The sequence below is a fragment of the Acinetobacter sp. TSRC1-2 genome (genome assembly GCF_049895885.1).
GTDB lineage: Bacteria > Pseudomonadota > Gammaproteobacteria > Pseudomonadales > Moraxellaceae > Acinetobacter.
Window position 1 is genome coordinate 65,372 of record NZ_JAFCTF010000012.1, and the last position, 22,478, is coordinate 87,849.

Here is a 22,478-nt window from a genome sequence, read left to right on the forward strand (position 1 = left end):
TTGATCAATATTAAGCTTTCAAACATAAAAAAGTTGACCTACTTGCAAACTCGTATTTTGCTCATTGTTCAATTTTTTTTTATTGTGTACTTCCCTGTTGATATTCAATTTTTATTTAAAGCTTGAATGGAATAAATAATTTAACTTAAGTTACGCCTCAACATAATCTTGAATCTCTTTGAAATCTGTACCTAAAATCAGTGGTTTAAGATGACGGAACCTTCTCTTAGCAATGATCAAAGCAAGTTTTCGATTTATACATAATATAAAAATTTCATTCTAAAAAATAATGAGTTATTAATGGCGATGAAAATTCACGTCAATTTTGATGATTTATAAGTTTAAGCAATATGTGATTTTAGTCACACTAACTTACATTTTAGTGAACATATTTTGAGTTTATGTGATGAGTATTTAATCAATAAGTGGTTTAATCAGTCTCACAATAACAATAAATAAATATAAATAGACAAGGGTGCGGAAATTTAACTCTCTAATTCTTTGTTATAAAAAGAAGTAAAATAAAGAATTAGAGAGTTATGCTTTTCTTGTCCAATTCACGACACTTTCCCTCGCATAAATCATATGAAGCATGGGTATAGAATCCAAATATTTTTGAGCGCGTATAAGCGCTATTAGAATAATTTTAGAAAAGATTAAACATGGAATGTTCTAAAGAATCTTCAAATGAACCGTACCGTGTTTGTCGGAGACCCATTTACTTGAGAGAATGTCCCGATGACAAAATCAAACCATACCCCTGAAATCAAAGAAAGAGCGGTTCGCTTACTTCTTGAATCCGAAAAAGACTATCCTTCAATTTGTCTGTAATCACAGCAATTGCGCCTAAAATTGGTTGTACTCCTGAAACACTTCGTGCCTGGCATGTGAGCAATATATTGCGCAAGATTTAGATCAACAAAATCCTGTCAAAGTGCAGCTCCTACAGATCAGCAACGCATCAAACAAATGGAACGCGCAATTAAACAACTGCAACGGGCGAATGAAATTCTTCCTAAGGCAGCCGCTTTCTTCGCCCAGGCGGAGCTCGACCGCCCACGCAAATAATGGTTGATTTCATTCAAAACAATAAAGTGCTCTATATTATTGAAGTCATCTGTAAGATCCTGCCGGTTTCACCATCGACTTACTATCGTGCATTCGATCTTGCAGGAAACCCTGAATATCGATCAAAACGAGATCTGCATGATCAGCATTATGGTGAACAAATTAAACGAATTTGGCAGGAAAGTACTGGTCGATACGGTGTTCGTAAAGTATGGCAACCACTGACACAAGAAGGATATGCTATTGCACGCAGTACAGTGGTTCGATTGATGTAGCAGCTTGAAATATAAGGTGTATGGCGTGGTAAGAATAAACGAACGCCACGTCGCAGAGATGGTCAAGAATGAGCTGATGATTTGGTGAAGCGTGGTTGCAGTGCGAAACACCCCAACCCTTGCGAAAAAGTGTTTCTCAGGTTGCTGACTTCACCTATATTTAGATAAATACGGGCTAGATTTATACAGCTTATTATTGATGTATTCTCCACAGGGATCGTCGGTTGGAAGGGATCAATACGGATGAATACAGATATGGTACTGGATGCACTTGAACAGGCAATTCATAGCCGTGGCATGCCTGAAAATGTCATTCATCATAGCCTTGCGCAGTAGCGCTGCTCAGGTGTGCAATACCTTTCAATTCGTTATACCAATCGTTTAGAGACTGCAAAATTAAGGGCTCCGGTCGGTACCACAGGAAATTCGTATGACAAGGCATTGACTGAAACAGTGAATGGTTGATACAAAACCGAGCTGATTGAATATTTGAAATCAGATTGAAGAGGTTGAGCTGATGTTGAGCTTGCCATATTAAATTGGGTGGATTGGTTTAAAAAAAACGGCCGCATAGTGCAATTGGGGATGTGTCACCATGTCAGTTTGAAGCAATGTACTATAATAAGTTGAATGTGTTAGGTCAGGCAGCCTAACTTAAATAAACTGTCTCCGACAAACCCGTTACGGTTCACCCTGTATAACTCCTCTCATACCTGCAGGTTCTTGTGCGGTAGTTTTCTTTTTATTTTCTGGAACTACCCGGTTCTATATGTTTCTATCGTAGAAAATTACAGTCAGGCCGCAGAGACTAGGAATTCTTGTGTTCAAATACTTATAACATCGAGTAAATTTTGTCCCATAGTTATTTGCAGAAATTGGGGATATTTTTTGCTCTGAAAATAGCGAAAACATTGAAAAAAGCTTAATTTTGATTAAAAAATGATCAATTTTCTTGGCAAAATATTTCAGTTAGAAGTAAAAAAGCTGACTTGTTTCCAAGCCAATTTGTTTGAGCATTTTTAATCATCTGTAAAATTTCTAAAGAGTTCATACTTAAACGAATATAAAACTGTACTTTATATATATACCCTTCTGCTAAATACAGAGGAAAATTGGTGGAAGTTTCACTAAAATATTTATAATTTTTGCTCTAATTTATACTTGAGTAAATATAGGGGACTTTAATGTTGCTTATAGTAAACAGGAATCACTCATCATTTTTTAACTCACCGTTTCTCATATAAAAAATAAATCTTATTTTTACATTAATAAATTTCGATACACCTGCTGGATTCCTTATTAAATTTATTTCTCTTAACGTGTACAGGCTATTTACCTTTTGCGAATAAAAATGAAAGGATACTATAGATATGGCGACTCGAAATAATGAAAATGATACAGATAATAGTTCAAATCGTGGATTTGCAAGTATGGATCCAGAAAGACAACGTGAAATAGCCAGTCAGGGTGGCAAAGCCGCGCATGAAAGTGGAAATGCTCATGAGTTTACTTCAGAGGAGGCCCGTGAAGCAGGTACACGTAGTCATATAAACGATAATAATTCAGGTGGCCGGGGGGTCGCAGCCGTGATGACGATGATGATCGCGGTAGTCGCTCTGGTGGTCGGGGTCGCAGCCGTGATGACGACGACGATGATCGTGGCAGCCGTTCAGGTGGCCGAGGCTCAGGTAGAACTCCACCACGTGATGAACAGGGACGATTCACGTCTAGATAATTAGAAAATTTCTATAATTTTTTTCAAATTATTAAAAAAGCGTAGATTTAATATCTGCGCTTTTTTATGTTCTTCCCAAATAGAAGTATTCTGTTTTAATTTCTGTAAATTATCTAAAATTTTAGATACTCGATTACTAAGAGATTTAGGTCTCTAGCCTCCCCAATAAGTTTTCAGTTTCTATTAATTCTACATTTCTTTTTCACACTTACATTATTAACTCAGAAAAACTCAAACCCTGATAACCCTTACACATATCCGATTTTTTATTGCGTAGACTGTGTATCTCGGCTTCTATAAATAGGCAATTATAATGAATAATTTCAATCCAAATGAGATCAAAGAACATGCTTCAGTAATCGCTTCATGTGGTACTCAAATAGGCAAAGTAGACCATTTAGAAGGTCAAGACTCGATTAAATTGACAAGAAGTGATGATGAAAATAATGAGCACCATATTATTCCCTTAAGCTGGGTAAGTGAAATCAAGGATGAAAATGTGATTTTGAACAGAAATGCAGAAGATGCGAGAAGAGAATGGAAGACCTTATAACAAGGTAATGCTTTTGAGTGAATTAATTCTATTCTTTGAATTTTAGAATGCCAGTCCAATCGACTGGCATTTTAGTGTCACATATAAATTTATAACCGCCCCTAAAATGATGTTTTACAGCTTCTAAAACATTGATTGTAGGTTCAGATTTTGGCTGCTATAACATTATTTTGAGGTGTAGTCTATTTTGACAAATTGTTGTTAAATCTCCTGAATCCAGAAAGGGAAAAACCAAGTTGTCAAAATCTCTTAATTGATTTCATTTAGTATAACTAACAAGTGTCTAAAAAATTGTCGCTCTTCACCAATACACATGTCTAGCCTAGGATGGTTTTTATCACCTGCATTAATCCTTCCACAAACATACAGATAATTGTATATGAGGTTTATCACAATTTTGTTATATTATTTAAGTGAGATTGGTACTCAATATTTGGATCTAATTTAAAGAATTTCAGTTGAGAATCTAGCAAATATGAGTAATACAACTCAAGGATGGGATACTAGATGAGTCAGACAGCGAGTTATTTGGATACTCAATCTATTTTTAATTTAATCGGGCAGCATGCCGACTTAACAGTCATCTTTGATACGGTCAGTCAATGGTTAGAAGCACGGATACCAGAGTCAATGGTATCTATTATGTTGTACTCAGAAGCCGAACAAACTTTAAATCTGATCAGTGGTAAACAGCATTTTTCTGATCGTTATAAAGAAGCGATGAAGGATTTAAAAATAGGACCCCATATAGGTGCCTGTGGGGCCGCAGCTTTTTATCGAAAATTAATTATTTGTGAAAATTTAGCTACCCACCAAAACTGGTCTTCTTTTTTGCAGTTTATGCAGCAAGATCAACTAAATGCCTGTTGGTCGACACCTATTATTAATGCAAACGGGAAACTATATGGTACTTTTGGAACTTATTATCCCTCCCCTAAAATTCCGACCAAGATTGAAATTAAATTACTTCGTCATGCCGCATCGCTCATTGCCTTAAGCATAGATTTGAATCAAGAACGTCAACATACCCTTGCATTGAATGATAAATATCGTTCTTTCTTTACCTATCATCCGGATACCATTTTTGAACATGATTTAAATGGGATTATTATTGATAACAATTTAGCCTCTAAAGAGTTAACCAAATTTAGTCTTGAACAAAGTAAAGGTTTACATTTTTCCCAGTTGGTTTGTCCTGAATATCGGGCGATAACACAAAGTGCTTTTGAGCAAGCTGTACAAGGCGTAGGACAACATCTTGAAATACAGGCGGTTAATAGTTTAGGAGAGAACTACTGGGTAGATCTGACTTATTTACCGATTAAACAGGCTCAACAGGTGGTTGGCATATTTAGTATCGCACGTAATATTACCGATCGGCGGATAAGCGAAGAGTTTCTACATCTTCTTAAACGCAGCGTGGATGCTAATCCTCATGGAATAATATTAACCGGAGCTTCCGATGACCAGGCTATCGAGTATATTAATCCTGCTTTTGAAAGCCTAACCGGCTATACAAAAGAAGAAATTTTGGGGAAAAATTGTCGTTTTCTGCAAGGTGCCGATACCGATCCTGAAACGCTAAATAAAATTCGAGAGGCGATTCAGCAGCAGCAAGAAATTCAGGTCACCATCAAAAATTACCGCAAAGATGGCAGCTGGTTCTGGAATCAGCTGGTACTCGCCCCCGTGTTTGATGAGCAACAACGTTGCAAGCATTTTATTGGAATTCAGCAAGATATTACCCAGCAACGAGCAAATATAGAATATAGAGCCCACCAACAAAATCATGACAGTTTAACCGGATTAATGAATCATCATGCTTTTGAAAAAGCACTTGAAGTGGCTTTTTGCATACAACATAATCGTCCTCAATCTTTGATTATTATGTATGTTGATCTGGATGATTTCCAACCTTTAAATCAAAGCTTGGGACATGTAGTAGGTGATGAACTGCTTATTGCTGTAGCCAATCGTTTGCGGCATATTATTCCAGAAGATGATTTAGTCGCTCATTTTTCAGGTGATGAATTTGCTATCCTGCTGAATAGATGTGAGGACCTAAAACAAGTTATCGTGATGGCCGAAAAAATATTAAAAGGCTTATCTGTGCCTTTTGATATTCAAGGCCACAAAGTCCATATTAGTGCCAGTATTGGCATTGCAGACGATGACCCTCAGGTAGAAAAATCTAAACAATTGCTCCATCATGCTATTCATGCCATGAGCGAAGCAAAAAAAGAAGGTGGAAATACTTGGCATTGGTATGCTTTTAACTCTACCCTTACCCCTAAAATTGATTATGTGCTAATGCGTCATGAATTAATGGTCGCGTTAGAGGAAAAGCAGTTTAGACTGGTTTATCAGCCGATTGTGAATGCCAGTACAGGACAGCTTAAAAGTGTAGAAGCATTAATCCGTTGGCAGCATCCTGAGAAAGGGATTATTTCTCCCGCAGACTTTATTCCTTTTGCTGAAAGAACCGGTCAAATTGTAGTGATCGGTCAATGGGTTTTACAGCAGGCTTGTCTGGATATGGTAGATTGGAATAACAAGCATGGGACTCATCTCAGTGTAGCAGTCAATCTTTCTCCCTTGCAATTTAGACGTAGTGGTTTTTTGCAAGAACTACAGCAAACGCTAGCAGAAACCCAGTTACCGCCTCGATTGTTAAAAGTTGAAGTCACTGAAACCATGTTAATTGCGGGTGCTGACCGATCATTAGAAATTTTAAAAACAGTCCGAGAACTGGGTGTAAGAGTTTCAGTGGATGACTTTGGAACTGGATATTCTAGTCTGAGTTATCTACGAACTTTACCTATTGATGAGATAAAACTTGATCGTAGTTTTATTGAACATTTACCTGAAAATGAAAAAGATGGCGCTATTGTTGCGGCAATTATTGTTATGGCTCATAAACTAGGATTACAAGTGATTGCTGAAGGCATAGAAACTCAAGCTCAAGCTCAGTTTCTAAGAGAATATCAATGTGACCATTTTCAAGGCTACTATTTTGCTAAACCTGCTCCCCTTAACGAGCTCAAGCTGAGTTATGAATAGATTGAATTATTATGAAAATAAATACAGTTCCACTCTCTAATAACAAATACAGTTACGGCCACTATTTTTAGCTTGATAAAGCTTATTATCCGCCATTTTAAAAACCTCGGTCACATCGTGTGAGTGTTTAGGCCAAAATGCGACTCCAATAGATATCGTAATCGGACCAATAGAATTGATATTGCTTGATTCCATTGTTTTTCTTAAACGTTCCGCAGCATTGTAAGCTACCTTAGGATCTGAAGTAGTCATTAAGACAATAAACTCTTCTCCTCCTACCCGGCAACAAATGTCTTCGTCCCTGAAATTATTTTTCATAAAGCTGGTCAGGGTTTTTAAAACAACATCCCCCTGATTATGGCCATACCTATCATTAACATTCTTAAAAAAATCAATATCAATTGCAAGAACAGCAAAATCTCTTCTTAAACTCACCACTTCTTTTAAGAAGAGTTGCATACCGCGTCGATTATACAAACCCGTCAGTGGATCAGTATTTACATGTTGACGCAATTCAGTAATCTTTTCACTGAACACTTGTGAACTGAGGAGCAAAGAAGTTCTAAATTTTAGTACTTCAAAATACCAAGGATCAACTTGTCTGATTTTGTCTTGAATGTCTGGCTGATTAAGCATACTGGCCATTTTAGCTAAACTATTTAAAGGTGAAGAAATAAAGCGCGACAATCGCCAGACAATAAAAAATATAAAAAAATAAAAAATAAAAATGCCAACTGAAACTTTCAAAAGAATTGTATTGGCTTGCTTTAACAACTCTTCGGTTGGCTGCTGGGAAACTACAATCCAGTTCACACTCGGAATATATGCAAAACCCGCCAGATTTTCGACCCCACGACTATTGATTAACCGGATATTTCCCATCCGTGTACGCACCATATAGTCTAGACCATTATTATTAATAATTTTTTCCCCAATTCTTTTCGGATTAGGGTGAAAAATAATTCGATTATCCTGATCAATAACATACATATAACTTTTTTTAAAGTCATACTCAGTGGAAAGCATGTTCTGAATCAGATTATTCTTTTGTAAATAAATCGTGCCGCCAATCATGCCATAATAATTTTTATTTTGGTCATAAATAGGTTGAGATAGCAGTACAACGAGATTATGTTTAATTGACCAATAGGGAGGAGAAATATAAGTCGTTTTATGCTTTAAGGATTCAGTAATTCCCACTGTGTTATATAAAATTTGGGTACTCAGATTCAAACTTTGCGGTGCAAAAGAGACGACTCTTCTTTGCTTATCAACAATTAATAAACTATTAAATTTGTTGGATTGATTTTTAAGCCGCTTTGCTTCTTCTTGTGTTAATTGGTGATTAGAAAAATTCTGTCCTAACAGGTCAGCACTATACTTTAATTCTTTGAGCATATCATCGAAATGCTGATCTGCACTGGTGGCAACCTTTGAGGCATATTTTTCATTGACTGAAAGCGAGTTCTGAATGAGTTGATCTTTAATCACATAATTGAGAATACATATAGAAACAATAAACAAGCATGAAACACTGACAATAGTCGAAATCAGGATCAGTTTACGCAAATTTAATTTAAGGGCCAGGAGAATCTGTTTCAAAAACGCAGTCTCGCATTATTGTGTCCATGTTTACACTTTATAACATATTTGCAAAATGAGTTAATAAATTGATTTGTAATAAACTTGATTATTTATGTTTTTAATTACAAAAACATGAAAGTATTCATTAAACTATTTAAAGAGAGCGTGATTGATCTGCTTTAAATTTTTAAAGCTTAATCCTTTATTTCAATGCAATTTATATATCACGATTCTAGACAACCACCTTATTTCAAGTTCAATCAGCAGCTAGATGGATGACGCTTTATTTAAAAAAACCGAGCTATTTATATAACTCGGTTTAATCTTAAAAACGATCCATCTATAGGAACCTGAAGCTATATTTACATCGAATCAGAATGTCACCCGCTTATAAGTACGGTAGGTGGGCTTCCAGAAATTTGCCTCGATTGCTTGAGTTAACAACTCATCAGAAATTACAGGTGCAACACCAGCATCCATAGCTGCCTTAGCCACTTTGAACGCAATAATTTTAGAAACCTGTTGTATTTCATTCAAATCAGGCAATAAATCTGCTTCTGGATTTTGTAACATAGGTGAACATGCGGCCAAGGTATTACTCGATGCTATCAGCATACTGTCAGTTATTCGAGTTGCACCTGAAGCAATCACCCCCAAACCAATACCAGGAAAAATATAAGAGTTATTACATTGCGAAATGTTGTAAATCTTGCCCTGATAATTTACAGGCGCAAATGGGCTGCCGGTCGCAATGAGTGCCCTGCCTTCGGTCCATTGCAAAATATCTGCTGGCACGGCTTCAACTTGTGAAGTCGGATTTGACAATGGCAAGACAATCGGACGTTCACAATTGGCAGCGAGCGTCTTAATGATCTCTTCAGTGAATAAACCGGATTGACCAGATACACCGATCAACACCGTTGGTTTGGCATTGTGTACCACATTCAATAAAGAAATAATTTCCTCCGCATTACCCCAATGTGCCACATTTTCAGGTTTTTGCGCAAGCCTGCGTTGGAAATCAAGCAAATTCGGCTGATTTTCAGTGATTAATCCAAAACGATCAACCATATAAACCCGGGCACGCGCCTGTGCATCGGTTAAGCCTTCAGTAATCATTTGTGCCACGATTTGTTCCGCGATTCCACAACCCGCTGACCCTGCCCCCAAGAAAGCAATCGTCTGATCCTTCAGTTGTTTTCCTGCTGCATGCGAGGCTGCAATCAAACTGCCTACAGACACGGCAGCCGTACCTTGAATGTCATCATTAAAACAACAGATTTGATGACGATATTTACTTAACAAAGGCATCGCATTTTTTTGGGCAAAATCTTCAAACTGAATGAGGGCTTTTGGCCAGCGGCGCTGAATGGCTGCAATCACATGGTCAACAAATTCATAATATTCATCGCCACTGATACGCGGTTGATTCCAGCCCATATAAATAGGATCATTCAGTAACTGCGGATTGTTGGTTCCGACATCTAAAGTAATCGGTAAGGTATAAGCTGGGCTTATTCCTCCACAGGCGGTATATAAAGACAGTTTTCCAATCGGAATGCCCATCCCGCCAATACCTTGGTCACCCAAACCTAAAATGCGTTCACCGTCAGTAATCACAATGACTTTGACATTCTTTTTATTCACATTCTGTAAAATGTCATCAATATGTGCTCGATCGGGATAAGAGATAAAAATCCCGCGATGCCGGCGATAAATATCAGAGAAACGCTGACACGCTTCCCCTACTGTAGGTGTATAAATAATCGGCATCATTTCACTTAAATGATGTTCAATTAAGTGATAAAACAGAGTTTCATTGGTGTCTTGAATATTACGCAGATAAATGTGCTTATTAATATCATCATTAAAAGCACAATACTGTTGATAGGAACGCTGGCTCTGCTCCTCAATGCTTTCAATTACATGGGGAATAAGGCCGTACAAATTAAAGTGACTACGTTCTTGTTCAGTAAATGCAGAGCCTTTGTTTAACAAAGGCAGTTCTAAAAGGGTATTACCCGCATAAGGAATATATAAAGGGTGCTTTTGAGCCAAATTCTCAGTTGTCATTTCCAATCTCATTTTGACGTATTGTCGATGGGATGCAGAAGAACGAATCCCATCTGACCAAAGTCTAGCTTAGCTCTATTTGCTGACAATTTGATATTTATAAGCGTGATAGCAATTCACAATTGATTTTATCAGTGAATAAAAAATAGGGCATAAATAAACTTAAGTCGATAAACAAAACTCACTTTACCCTATGTCTGATACTAAACTTCGCTCTTCCTATCAATCTCGGCTATGAGATATCAACAAAAGCTAAACATTCTTATTAAAGTAAACATAACCTCTGCTCATGTTTATAAATCATTGGCAGACTAACGCTAATTTTCTACTCTTCTAAGAGACTTCTTAACATCCAAGCTGTCTTTTCATGCACATCAAGTCGCTGTGTTAACATATCTGCAGTGGGCTGATCATTTGCTTTTTCCACAATTGAAAAAATTCCTCTGGCCGTGCGTGCGACAGTTTCATGCGCATTGACTAAAAGCTTGACCATTTCTTGGGCTTTAGGTACACCCTCGACCTCTTTAATTGCGGTTAAAGATGCAAATTCTTTATAGGTTCCTGGAGCAGGAAATCCTAATGCGCGAATTCTCTCAGCAATAACATCTAATGCATTCCATTGTTCAGTATATTGAGTCATAAACATGGTGTGTAAACTGTTAAACTGAGGACCAGTTACATTCCAATGAAAATTATGTGTCATTAGATATAAGGTATAACTATCTGCGAGTAAGCGTGAAAGATCTTTGACAATTTGAGCACGATTCTCTTTAGAAATTCCGATATCTATATCGCTTAGATGCACTTCTTGCTTAATGTTTCCCATTTTATAACTCCTTATAAATTTTTAACTTACATTTTTTCAGACCTAGGACAGCGATTCTTACTGCTTGACGCTTCTGCCCAAGCAACAGCATGCACCTAAAAATTTTTAATCCCTTCGATAAAGTGTAGGCACTGCATTTCTACCCCTCCTCTTATAGATAAATCTATTCTACTTTTCACCACCATGAAAAAATTTGGCTGGTATACATACCATACCCTCTGCGTTCTCGCTTTTATAGGGGAGCATTGTTTTTAATACTGACAAATCATCTCTAATATCACTTTTGTTGTTTTGGTTTTAAATAATTTTTTACCAACTTAATTCACTAAAGATAATCAGTGCATTTTCCTTCATCAGTTGAGTGCCGGCTTTATATCATTGGTTTTTACGACTGTTTGCGATTTTAGCATGTAATTACAGTACATTTCTTTTTTCTGGATCTTAGAGCCATTCATAGTTTCTGTTGCTGTTGTGAATAGGTCTTAAGATGTGTTATTTAAAGAATCGTATGAAGTGGAGAATTTGCAGCGAAGGTCAGAACATTAATCCTGTGCTTAACCTGAAGGGTTTGCATCACTCTATTGCACTTCATCTGAGAATCTAAAATTGAAATAAGGTTCTTTATTTGTTCCAGTCACTTAACCATAAAAAGCTGCTCTTTTAACTTAGTTGATTATTTTTTTTAGAAAAATATGGCACTTTCATTGTGGGAGTTAGTAGAAGATAAACATTCAATTGTTTTGATTGAACAAGCCATGTAGAAAGGTAAGCTTGTCAGTCACAGGTTTAGTAATACCCAGGAAACCACAGTGAACCTGACTGAAATAGTTGCTTTTCTGGTAGAAGATGTTCTTAAGGAAAATGGGGTAACTATTCCAAAGCAGAGGATCAGCAAATGCATGTTGAAGTGGATAGATTGCTCTTTTCTGGATAACCCTCCTCTTCTTCTGAAGTAACAGTCCAATCATTACTTCAGTTATTAAAATAAGCATTACTCATGGCTGCAGATATCATTTCGCATAGGCTCAGCCATTCGGATTAATAAATTAAGCTTATAGTTAGAAAAAAAATTATTCTTTACGAAGACTTATTTATTTTCGGATGTTTATATTCTTTTTTTAGGTCAATTTTAAGAAATTACTTTAATTTAAAAATCACAATTATACTTAGGCTATTTTACAGGGAAAGAATAACTTTCTTTTCACTTTTTTTGCTATAGAACATATGCTCAGGATTTTGTTGATCCAGTGCAAAGAACTGTACATTTTCCCGACAATTTTTTAAAGAAAGTGAACCTCAGAATTTGATTCTCCAATTCACTTCCCTCATCATTTCATTTCAAATATTGGTTATATTCCAAAGTAGCTTTATAGCTATTGTAGTAAACCCCAGTCAGTCCAAGTTCATATTTTTATTTCTTAATACTGAGGGTGTTTAGCTTGCTTATTAAAAACCTTTTCCCGAATGACTGGATTAGTGATTTTAATTTTGGTAATTAAAACTATTACGCCAATTAAATTATATCTATCGCTAAAAAATGTGTAGTAAGTTGCTACACCTTTTAAATAATCTCTTTCCCGAAAATTTCATTCAGACGCCCTCGATTTCCTTGAACAAAGTGGGGATCATTTTTTAACTTATATTTCATCTCTTTTTTGAAATCATTCATGGATACGCCGGTCACAGCAAAATCCATTTGGAATATAATATCGTTCACAATGACGTTGGCTTGAGAATCGGTTAAACAGCCTTCAGTTTTGAACCACTTGCTGAACTGTTTATAATTCGGATCATTGGCATGAATATACCAAGACCGAACCGTCATATCGAATTTTGCACCCAACTCTTTCACGATGGCATTATCGTCAAAATCTACATCAAGATAGATTTGAGTCTTTTCATTGCTCTGAGGAGTAATAACTTCAGTATGTCTACTAGTAATTTTAAACCGGACACCTACAATAGGCCGTCCTTTCTTAATGGTGTCATATTCCAGCTTCAGACTGGTTCTTTCATTAATTTCTTCAACAATTTTATCTAATACATAACGTCTGAAATCAACCCAACGATCATATTTCTTCTCACCAATATCGGTTAATGCCTTGATATTTTCCAGTGACAGCTCAACTTCATATGAATCCTGATTGGCATACTTGAACTCATTTTTAATAAAGTAGGAGTACAGACTCATACTGGTCACCGAGTCTAAAGCAAATAAATCCTTCAATTGGTAAGTGGTAAAGTTCCCACTTGCCAGACGGGTAAAATAAGGCAGTACTTCACTGGTAAAGCGAATCTGCAAGGCATTTTTGGCGTCATCTTCCCAACGCAACTCCCGAATAATAGGCACCACAGAATGTACTTTTTTTACTTTTCGTTTGCTGTCATCTAAAGACTCCTCAATCACAAAATGGGCAACACGCGATGACAACTCTTTATAGATCCGGTCAATTGCGACATTGATCGAGTTTTTTTTATCTAAACCCAGCAATTCTCCTAGATCATCTTTATGCAAATAAATATAAGTTTGCTCGGTAATTTCTCGATCTTGATTATTTTTTTCACCGTAATTCGCGACCGCCATCGCATAAAGGAGCGCTTTGTACTCATTGGATGACAATTCAATTGGCCGAATTAGGCGGTTGCTGGTACTAACCACTCCATTATGTCGAATATTCCCAATACAATAAGGTAAATATTCTATTTCTTGTTTTTCATTCAGATTATTCATAAGTGGAAAATAAAAGTACTTTTCTACATGTTATACACAAAAGTGGAATCCTATGCAAATTATCCACCCTTTTAACTAGACGATATACACTAGTGAACAAGAAGCAAGCAAAACAAAAGCTAAGAGTGGAAGCCATGTCACTTTGTTTTGTTATTTAAAACACTTTTTAAACTTAAAGTGGAAAATTAAAATAATATTGCACTTTTAAGTGACAAAGCTTCCACTTTTACTATTTCTCAATCACTTTTAAAGCGCTTAAAAACCAAAAGAATGCGTTAAACATCCTCTTAAAGTGGAATAAATAATTAAAATTACACCTTAATAGTGACAAACCTTCCACTTTTAGCTGGCCCAGAAATGAAAAAAGACAATATCCTTGATGAAATTACGAACAAACAGGTTATCCACAGTATAAAAATATTAAAATGACAAGTCTTCCACCTTTAGAGCCAAATAAACTCACTTATCAACAGATTAAGAATTTGTTTTTAAATAATTTTATATTATAAATTTAAACTTTATTTTAAAGCAGTGACAAGTCTTCCACCATAGTGACAAGTCTTCCACCTTTCAGTGACAGGTCTTCCACTTTTCGGTGACAAGCCTTCCACCTTTCAGTGACAAACCTTCCACCTTTCAGTGACAAACCTTCCACTTTTCAGTGACAAGTCTTCCACTTTTAAAATCATAAGATATTGATTTTTAATAATAAAAAAGAACTCTAATTATAATTAACTAATTATATAAATTAATACTAATTATAATTAGCTAGCTATATTTAATAAAAAAAAGAATATGTTTGTTTTTTAATCAAGTTCAGATTATAACTTCAACGTAGCGTAAAGAAGGTGTAGCAAGTTGCTACAAAGTTCTTTATATTACAATAACTCAAGTGAGGTCTATTATGACAAGTAAGTCGACTAAAATCATTGCTGTGGCAAATCATAAAGGTGGTTGCGGAAAGACGACCACTGTCGTTCATCTGGCATCAGAACTGGCAGACTTGGGCAACAAAGTATTGGTGATTGATTTAGATCCCCAAGCAAACGCAAGTCTACATATTGGATCAAGACATCCCAGTGAAGTTGAAACAACCTCTGCTGAATTACTGGTAGGTGATTTAAGTCTATTATCTGAAGCTTTAGAAGAAGAAACGAATTTCAAAAATGTTTCTTTAATTTATGGTTCTCTAACTTTAGGTAAAACTGAAGATCAACTCAAAGATGATTCTCCAAGACCATCTGAAGAACTGGCTACTAAATTGGAACTGTTAAAAGGGTTATATGATTTCATCCTCATTGACTGTCCTCCTAGCTTAAAACTTCTCACCAGTAATGCATTGGCGGCATCCACGCATGTCATGGTACCCATTGAATCAGGTTCACAATATGGCTTATACGGTGTGACTGACTTAATTAACCATTTAAGTAAAATAAGACGTGTTAATCCTGAATTAAAACTTTTAGGCGCTTTATTGATTAAACATGATGAACGTCAAAATGTATGTAAACTGATTAGAGATGAAGCGTTAAGTCAGGTCGGTGAATTACTAAAAACCACAATTCCGATGAGTACTAAAGTTAATCAAGCCGCAATTTTGCAACAACCACTATTAGCTGTAGATAAAAATGCTAAGGTTCGTAAAGCTTTTCAAGAACTAGCAAAAGAAATTATCAATCGTGTTGAATAAAAGCACTCTGAGAATATTATGGTAAGTACAAAAGAACTGTTGGCACAACGTCTTCAGCAAAATACTCAAAAACATCAACAAGCTCAGAAAGAGCATGTCAATGATGTGAAAGAATTACGTCGTAATGTACAAATTACAGATATTCAGCCTAGTCCTAATCAACCACGAAAAATCTTTAATCAGCAAGATATTGAAGACTTGGCAGCATCAATCGACGAAATTGGATTACTACAACCGATAGCGGTTCGGCGTGTGCAGGATAAATATGAATTAATCGCTGGTGAACGACGGTTGAAGGCACATCAGGTTCTCAATAAAAATACCATTGAAGTGATCGTTATAGACGCATCAGATGAGGAAGTTGCACTCTTAACTTTAGCGGAAAACTTAAAACGAGAAGATTTAACCGATTATGAAATCTATGTCGGGTTGAGCTCTTTGAATGAAAAATTGAAAAAGAATAAGCAAAAACTCGCAAAGTCCTTAGGCATGAACCGTGAGGATATGTATAAATATTTATCTTTTGAAAAACTACCTCAAGAGTTGATTGCTGATTTAGAGCAACAACCGACCTTATTGGCACGTACAGCAGCCACGGCAGTAAAAAAGTTTTTATCCGACTATGAAGATAATTACAACAATGCTAAAAAAGCTTTGTTAGATGCTTGGGCCAAACTCTTGAAAAAAGAAGTAGAACAAACAAAATTGGCCTTATTGGCTGAAAAAATTCTTAAGTCGACAGAAACCAAAGAACCGATTAAAACCTCAATCCTGCATAAAATTGAATATGATGGAAAGATCGCAGGTAATATCAAGTTTGATCACAACACTTTAAAAGTGTCATTAAAAATGAGTGAGTTTGATGATCAAAATTTACAAGAATTGGAAAGTCTGCTGAAAAAAATCCTGGTCCAATCAAAAAAACAAGTGTAGCAATTTGCTACACTTTTTTAGCTTCAATCAGCAGCCTACTTTTGAGGATAGCGATTGATGTATACGAAAATCGAAAAATATGATTGCTAGAAAATTGTTGGTTTCATAATTATAGTTTATTTTAATTATTTAGGTTTCTTACCAATTTAAAATTATTTTTTCTTATTGTTGAGGAAAGATAAGAAAGTGGTCAAAAAAATAAGTTTTGTATAAGTGTGCTGCATAATGCTTCTATTTTCTCGTGAGAGGCTGATTTCGATAATTTACACAGGAAAGCTTAAAATATAAAATAGTGCGTCTAGGCGCAAATGAAGAGGAAATATTAGGGTAGTAAATATCAAAATTATCTTTGTGAAAAACCGGCATAAACAGACGATGAAATATCTGCGAATAAAATAGTCATAATAAAAAAGAAGTTGATTACTTAGAAGAGTTTTTAAAGTGTTCTATTTTAGGATCAAATTCAATACTGCATTCACTAAAGTTCTTTCAGTTTAAGAGCAGTCTTTTAAACGACTAGCCTTATAAAATGGAAAATTGACTAATTTAACTTTGAGACTTTTAATACCCTTAAGTTATCTAACTTCAATCATTGAGATAGGTCCACTTCACACTAAATTTTTAGCCTTTTGCACTGCATTCATTAAATTCTAAACAACATATTAATTTAAGAGTAAAACCCAAACGTTTTTTTCATTTTGTATATTTCCTCTGGAGTAGATAGGTTGAGCATATCAAGAGTAGTGGAGGAGATTTATATTGATCATAAAAATATCTTTAGCGGTTCATCCCTTGGATACATCTACATCGTCTAGACCATTAGAAGCTGCATAAATCTCTCATCAGTGATCATACAGAAGAAGTAATCCCTAATTTTAACTTTGGTTCAGTTCTGTCAAATGCTTCAACTTGAATCTTATACAAGAGAGTAGTGGCGAACCAGAAGTTCCGATGAGCAATGCCAAAAAATTGAGTAGTGATAAATCCATTTATATCCTCTGAATCTACCAAATTTGCTAGCCCTCACTGTAGAAGCTATAGCAATGGATGGGTTCTATACATGGTCAGCAGCTACCTTCTAAGCCAAATTTAGTAGTATTAAAAATAATGTCATGACAGCTTCAGTCCTTCAATTTATATTAAATAGCCTAAGTATTAATCAATTTTATTTAAACGAACTACAAATTGCATTTGACAGATAAAGTCAAACCAAAACTTTCGATATAAATAGCAGGGGAGGGTTTCAATCTTTCTGTTCTAACTTCTGTAAAGCCTGGAAGGCGATCTCTGTAATCTTCGCCCTCTCTTGCAAAGTTAGATGGAGCTCGGTACGCAAAAACTTAGCGCCCTTATGGATTTCTACTCTGGATGTTGCTCAATACTCCACCTCCTGTTGACGTCTTTGGATCTGTTCAATTGGGCTTAAAGCCTTAAATCGTTTATCCATCTTAGAGCTCGTTTAATTGCTGACAAATGTTGCTGATGCATACTGTACTATTTTCAATAATTTCAGAATTCATATAGATGCAGTCTATATGCGAAAGCAAGGTTTCATACATGGGTATGTGTTGCTTGAGTACTTAACGAAATATCTCTGAGACTGAACTCACCTCAGCAGTTTATTTAATTACAGAGGCGCATACAGGGGAACCGCCTTGAGGATCCCGTTTCCAGCATGTAGTACGTGTGATGCCATCGGGGTGTAGCCACATTGGGGCAAAACAAATACCGGAATCAATTGAACAGAACCTTGTTCCGTTCTTTAAATAACCTTATTGCATGTATGGTTATCTTTACTGCCTAAGGCAATATTAGCGAGATCACGTTTTAAGTATTTAATGATTTCAGTTTCTGGATGTATGCAACTGCTTGCCAATAATTGACAGATTCCGTTATATGTCAATTTGACATCAAACTCTGCGCATTACTTAAAATAGATTTCGATGCACTTAGCAGACAAAGAATTTGATGCGCAAGAGGTATTGAAAAAGCTTGATAAAGGTGAGGTCAAAGCTATAATTCCACGAAAATCAAACAGGAAAGTATAACGGGAAATAAATCATCAAATATACAAATGGAGGCACCTGTTTGAAGAGTTAATTTTGTAAGTTATAAGAGTTCAAAAGAATTAGAATACTAAGTGATAAAATTGATTCAAGTTTTTCAGCAATGGTTTATCTCTGTACCCGAATTATTAAGTCACGTTAATTCTTAACTAGCTCTAATATAAAAATTTTAAATTTTTGAAAAAACTTGATAGGGCTCGAAACCTTGCAATACCTTAGCTCCAATCAATTGAAGGAAAGGTGTTGAGAAGTACGGCCACTTCTATCAGTAAAACTCTAAATACAGACACAATCGACATGAATCTTAGTAGTAGTTTCAATACAATATAATCGGTCAGCTTCAGAATTTTAACAATCGAATAACTGAGCTATATCGTTATCCACTCATAATGGTTTCTCGTATGCAAAAGAATAGACGATATTTGTCTAGGAGAGGAGAGTGGGGCAATCCAGATTATCTTTAAGTCCATAAATAGGTGTCTATTTAATTTAGTACACACTATCGGGATATTACCGACGATGGTTAATAGAAAAAAGATGTATTATATTAAATTACTATGGGACAAATTGAATATAAGGAGCTTCCAAACTCAGATAATAAAATCTATGCACGTATAGTGGTGCTCAATAGATTCACCGAATTAGGTAGACCTCATACTCAAGTTGTGACTTTAATTTAATCCACTTAGAGAAAAGTTAGCTTTTAAATCTTTATGTAACAAAGCCATTCAATAAATTGATGATTTACTATAAAAATTATTCGGCTTTTATGTAAGTATTAATCACATTAATTAAATTTTTTTCTTCGATAGGTTTCGTTAAATAATCAATAGCTCCTTGTCGTTTTCCCCAGACCCGATCAGTTTCCTGATCTTTTGTACTGATAATCACAATAGGAATGTGTTTTGTCGTTGGATTCTGAGCAATTTGACGCGTAGCTTGAAAACCATTTACTCCTGGCATTACTATATCCATAAGCACGAGATCTGGTAACTCGCTTTGTGCTAGTCTAATGCCATCAGTAGCATTCAGCGCTTCAATAACGTCAAACCCATACTTGATTAAAATTTCTTTAAAATAGAATACTTCTGTTGGTGAGTCATCGACTATAAGAATACGTTGCATAATTTCCCCCATGAAAATTAACTTATGCTGCTATATAGATTTTAATTTGTATTTAATAACTTAATTTTATTAAGAATTTGGTTATTAAATGTTCATTTTAATTAACCTGCCCATTTTTTGAATATAAGAGTAAGTGTCTTAAAATGCTTAATTACAATATATAAATATTCTTAACATATATTCACTTGTAGTTTCAATAACTATTTAATTTTTAATTTTTAAGAATCAGTATTTTTTACTCGTCATTAATTTTTAAGATAAATCAAGTAAAATTACCTCAAGACATATCTCTTTGAAATTTTATTTTAGAATGCTTAGTGAAAAAATTTCGAGTCAATTATTATGAATTTAAATAATTAAATTTACTAAATTTTTAATTAATAGGATGTTGTTTATATTTAATTTTTTTTATTTTAGTATGAGTGTAAGCAAAAAAAACCACACTGGAGAGTGTGGTAAAAATTAAAGCGCCTTGGGAGGCATGAAGAAACTACAGCTAGTTTCTGATTTTTATAATATATAAAATAGAAGTATTTTCATTGGCAAAATATTTCAAAATTAAAATACAAATCACTGTAATGTTCATTTTTTAATCACCATGTTGCATGTTTAATAAGCAATAATATTGAGTATTATTCATGAAAAATGGATGAATTGATGTTGATTACTAAATTAAATTAATAACTTATATGAGTTGAAATTTTTTAAATAGTTTATATACATATTATGTCAGACTACTTGATTGCACTTAATAAAAATAATTAACAATTATCTGGTCTTAAACTTAATTAATGTTGTGCTTAAATGGAGCAAATTAGATCATTAAGTAAGCATTTTATGCAGAATAAACCGTCTTTAATAATTTTATTATAAATACTTAAATATAATTAAATTCAGAGTAATGATTCAATTATAAGTTTAAGAACAATAAGGAGATAATTTACAATTTTATAATATATCTAAAACTTAACCTAAATGTAATAAATAGAATGGAGTTTTTTAATTCTGATTCATTTTTAGGGTATTTATATGAAAATTTAAATAAAATAATTTTATTTAAGGGGTTATTTTTGATAGGATAATTTTGAGTATAAAAAAGTTTAATATTATTAAGTATTTGATTTAAGGTAAAAATTGTAATGTTAAAGAAACTAATAATGCCATTCTGAGTAATGATAGCTATATAATGTAAGCGTGGACATTTGTAGCACGCTATTTACAAATTAAAACAATACGCATATATTTTGATAAAGTATAAACACTAATTTGTTTATTTACTTAAAGTACATATTATGCTGCAAAAGGCAAACCCGTTGAAAAGCGGGGACGCAAAGCCACCTGCCTAAAGGATTTATTCCTATGGTCGAGGGGTTACCACGCGTCTTTCGTAATTTTTAAGATGGATATTCTTTCTCTCTTGAGTTATGTCGCCTTGGCAAGCAAAAAAGTCTTAGGTCATGCTAATTTTAGCGTAACTAAAAAACTCTTATTATCATAATTACGAGGTTCATCATGAAGACTTCTAATGCCAAGTTGTTTAATAAAATTGCTCTTGTTTCTACTGTAGCTTTGGCTGCGGGTTGGGGAGTATCTGCTCAAGCGGGTACAGCTATTGCTAGTCTAGATATGACTGCAGAAGTTATAGCGAATTGTACGATAAATGCAGCTCCGTTAAGTGCTTCTGGATATGACTATGTTGTTGCCAACAAAACCAACAACTTAGATGTAACAAGTACTATCAATGTGGTTTGCACTAAGGGAACAGGTGCAACAATTGATTTAGATACAGGTGATAACGATCGTAAACTTAAGAATGGAACTAATTTTCTGACATATCAATTGTATAAAGATAATAGCCGCGTAGTTCCATGGGGGAGTGCTTTAGATTCATTATCTATTACAGGTACTGGTTTAGCACAATCTGAAACTGTATATGCGCGTATCAATGGTGGTCAGAATGTACCGGCTGGTTCATATACTGATACTGTAACTGCTACCATTAACTTCTAATGAAAAGCAGTATGAAATGCCGGACCGTATCTCACGGTCTGGCAATTTTTTTCTCATTACCTTTTCTTTTTCTCGCTAATTTCAGCTTGGCTGCAGGTTTTAGTGTCAGTCCTATAATAGTCAACCTTTCGGCTGATAAAAAAGTAGTGTCATTAAAGGTTCACAATAGTGGAAATGAACCGACGGCCGTACAAGCTGAGTTGATGGATTGGCGTCAGCAAGATGGGAAGGATATTCATCAGGTAGTCACTCGTGATCTTCTGGTTTCTCCGCCTATTTTTACTATTTCTCCTGGGGAAACCCAAGTCATTCGAGTGGGCTTGCGTAGACCAGTAGACTTAAAACAGGAATTAAGTTACCGGTTGTTCTTGCAAGAAATTCCTCCCGCTATTCCTGATAATTTCCAGGGATTAAGGGTAGTGATGAGAGTGGGCTTACCCGTTTTTGTAGAACCGGCGCAAGTCCGAACAAATGCTGATTTAAAATGGAAAATTCGTCAAAGTCATACTGGTGATCTTATTCTCAATGCTGACAACCAAGGTAATGGTCATGCTAAAGTGACAGAGTTACGTCTGAAATTGCCAAATGGTCAGGAGCTGGTTCAAAAGGGTAATTTTTATATTCTCCCCGGAAGTCAACGAGAGTGGTCTATCGCTTCTAAGATGGCTCATCTATCTGGTGTAACTGTGACGTTAGTAATTAAAAACCAAGGTAAAACTGTCACTAGCGAGTTGCGGTTGGAATAGCAC

General features: G+C 35.2%; 11 protein-coding genes, 4 pseudogenes and 1 riboswitch. Of the genes and pseudogenes, 10 read left to right on the forward strand and 5 right to left on the reverse strand.

Going from position 1 to position 22,478, the window contains the following annotated elements:
* Nucleotides 1-738: 738 nt before the first annotated feature.
* The 4 genes and pseudogenes from ACP69Y_RS12715 (at nucleotide 739) to ACP69Y_RS12730 (ending at nucleotide 6,691) form a co-directional block, all read left to right on the forward strand.
* Nucleotides 739-1,996: pseudogene (locus ACP69Y_RS12715) on the forward strand (IS3 family transposase).
* Nucleotides 1,997-2,713: 717 nt separating this feature from the next.
* Nucleotides 2,714-2,881 (forward strand): annotated as a pseudogene (locus tag ACP69Y_RS12720) (KGG domain-containing protein); the annotation flags it as partial.
* 510 nt (nucleotides 2,882-3,391) lie between these two features.
* The gene (locus ACP69Y_RS12725) at nucleotides 3,392-3,631 is read left to right on the forward strand and encodes a DUF2171 domain-containing protein (RefSeq protein ID WP_425918736.1); all 240 of its coding nucleotides are present in this window, start codon (nucleotides 3,392-3,394) and stop codon (nucleotides 3,629-3,631) included.
* Nucleotides 3,632-4,138: 507 nt separating this feature from the next.
* Nucleotides 4,139-6,691 (forward strand): EAL domain-containing protein, encoded by a 2,553-nt coding sequence (locus tag ACP69Y_RS12730; protein WP_425918737.1) that lies wholly within the window; start codon nucleotides 4,139-4,141, stop codon nucleotides 6,689-6,691.
* 36 nt (nucleotides 6,692-6,727) lie between these two features.
* On the opposite strand, the gene ACP69Y_RS12735 is transcribed toward ACP69Y_RS12730, so the two are convergent.
* The 3 genes from ACP69Y_RS12735 to ACP69Y_RS12745 form a co-directional block, all read right to left on the reverse strand.
* A complete protein-coding gene (locus tag ACP69Y_RS12735) occupies nucleotides 6,728-8,293 on the reverse strand; it encodes a sensor domain-containing diguanylate cyclase (protein WP_425918738.1) in 1,566 nt (521 codons plus the stop codon).
* A gap of 354 nt (nucleotides 8,294-8,647) precedes the next feature.
* Nucleotides 8,648-10,348 carry an NAD-dependent malic enzyme gene (locus ACP69Y_RS12740; RefSeq protein WP_425918740.1) on the reverse strand — a complete coding sequence of 567 codons (1,701 nt, stop codon included), beginning with the start codon at nucleotides 10,346-10,348 and terminating at the stop codon, nucleotides 8,648-8,650.
* Nucleotides 10,349-10,673: 325 nt separating this feature from the next.
* Nucleotides 10,674-11,174 carry a Dps family protein gene (locus tag ACP69Y_RS12745; RefSeq protein WP_425918741.1) on the reverse strand — a complete coding sequence of 167 codons (501 nt, stop codon included), beginning with the start codon at nucleotides 11,172-11,174 and terminating at the stop codon, nucleotides 10,674-10,676.
* A 704-nt stretch (nucleotides 11,175-11,878) separates the two neighbouring features.
* Between ACP69Y_RS12745 and ACP69Y_RS12750 the strand changes: the two are divergent.
* Nucleotides 11,879-12,108: pseudogene (locus ACP69Y_RS12750) on the forward strand (type 1 glutamine amidotransferase domain-containing protein); the annotation flags it as partial.
* A 627-nt stretch (nucleotides 12,109-12,735) separates the two neighbouring features.
* Here the strand turns inward: ACP69Y_RS12750 and ACP69Y_RS12755 are convergent.
* Nucleotides 12,736-13,905, reverse strand: coding sequence for a RepB family plasmid replication initiator protein (locus ACP69Y_RS12755; RefSeq protein ID WP_425918742.1), 1,170 nt, complete (start codon nucleotides 13,903-13,905; stop codon nucleotides 12,736-12,738).
* A gap of 904 nt (nucleotides 13,906-14,809) precedes the next feature.
* Between ACP69Y_RS12755 and ACP69Y_RS12760 the strand changes: the two genes are divergently transcribed.
* The 3 genes and pseudogenes from ACP69Y_RS12760 to ACP69Y_RS12770 form a co-directional block, all read left to right on the forward strand.
* A complete protein-coding gene (locus tag ACP69Y_RS12760) occupies nucleotides 14,810-15,595 on the forward strand; it encodes a ParA family protein (protein WP_425918743.1) in 786 nt (261 codons plus the stop codon).
* Nucleotides 15,596-15,613: 18 nt separating this feature from the next.
* Nucleotides 15,614-16,528, forward strand: a complete 915-nt coding sequence (locus tag ACP69Y_RS12765; RefSeq protein WP_425918744.1) for a ParB/RepB/Spo0J family partition protein — start codon at nucleotides 15,614-15,616, stop codon at nucleotides 16,526-16,528.
* A gap of 2,568 nt (nucleotides 16,529-19,096) precedes the next feature.
* Nucleotides 19,097-19,274: pseudogene (locus ACP69Y_RS12770) on the forward strand (IS5/IS1182 family transposase); the annotation flags it as partial.
* 76 nt (nucleotides 19,275-19,350) lie between these two features.
* Here ACP69Y_RS12770 and ACP69Y_RS12775 read toward each other — a convergent pair.
* A complete protein-coding gene (locus ACP69Y_RS12775; protein ID WP_425918745.1) occupies nucleotides 19,351-19,719 on the reverse strand; it encodes a response regulator in 369 nt (122 codons plus the stop codon).
* Nucleotides 19,720-21,012: 1,293 nt separating this feature from the next.
* Nucleotides 21,013-21,098: riboswitch (cyclic di-GMP riboswitch) on the forward strand.
* 133 nt (nucleotides 21,099-21,231) lie between these two features.
* Between ACP69Y_RS12775 and ACP69Y_RS12780 the strand changes: the two genes are divergently transcribed.
* Both ACP69Y_RS12780 and ACP69Y_RS12785 read left to right on the forward strand, forming a co-directional pair.
* On the forward strand, nucleotides 21,232-21,729 hold the full coding sequence (locus tag ACP69Y_RS12780; RefSeq protein ID WP_425918746.1) for a Csu type fimbrial protein: 498 nt from the start codon (nucleotides 21,232-21,234) through the stop codon (nucleotides 21,727-21,729).
* Between the two features lie 11 nt (nucleotides 21,730-21,740).
* A complete protein-coding gene (locus ACP69Y_RS12785) occupies nucleotides 21,741-22,475 on the forward strand; it encodes a fimbrial biogenesis chaperone (protein ID WP_425918747.1) in 735 nt (244 codons plus the stop codon).
* Nucleotides 22,476-22,478: the final 3 nt, after the last annotated feature.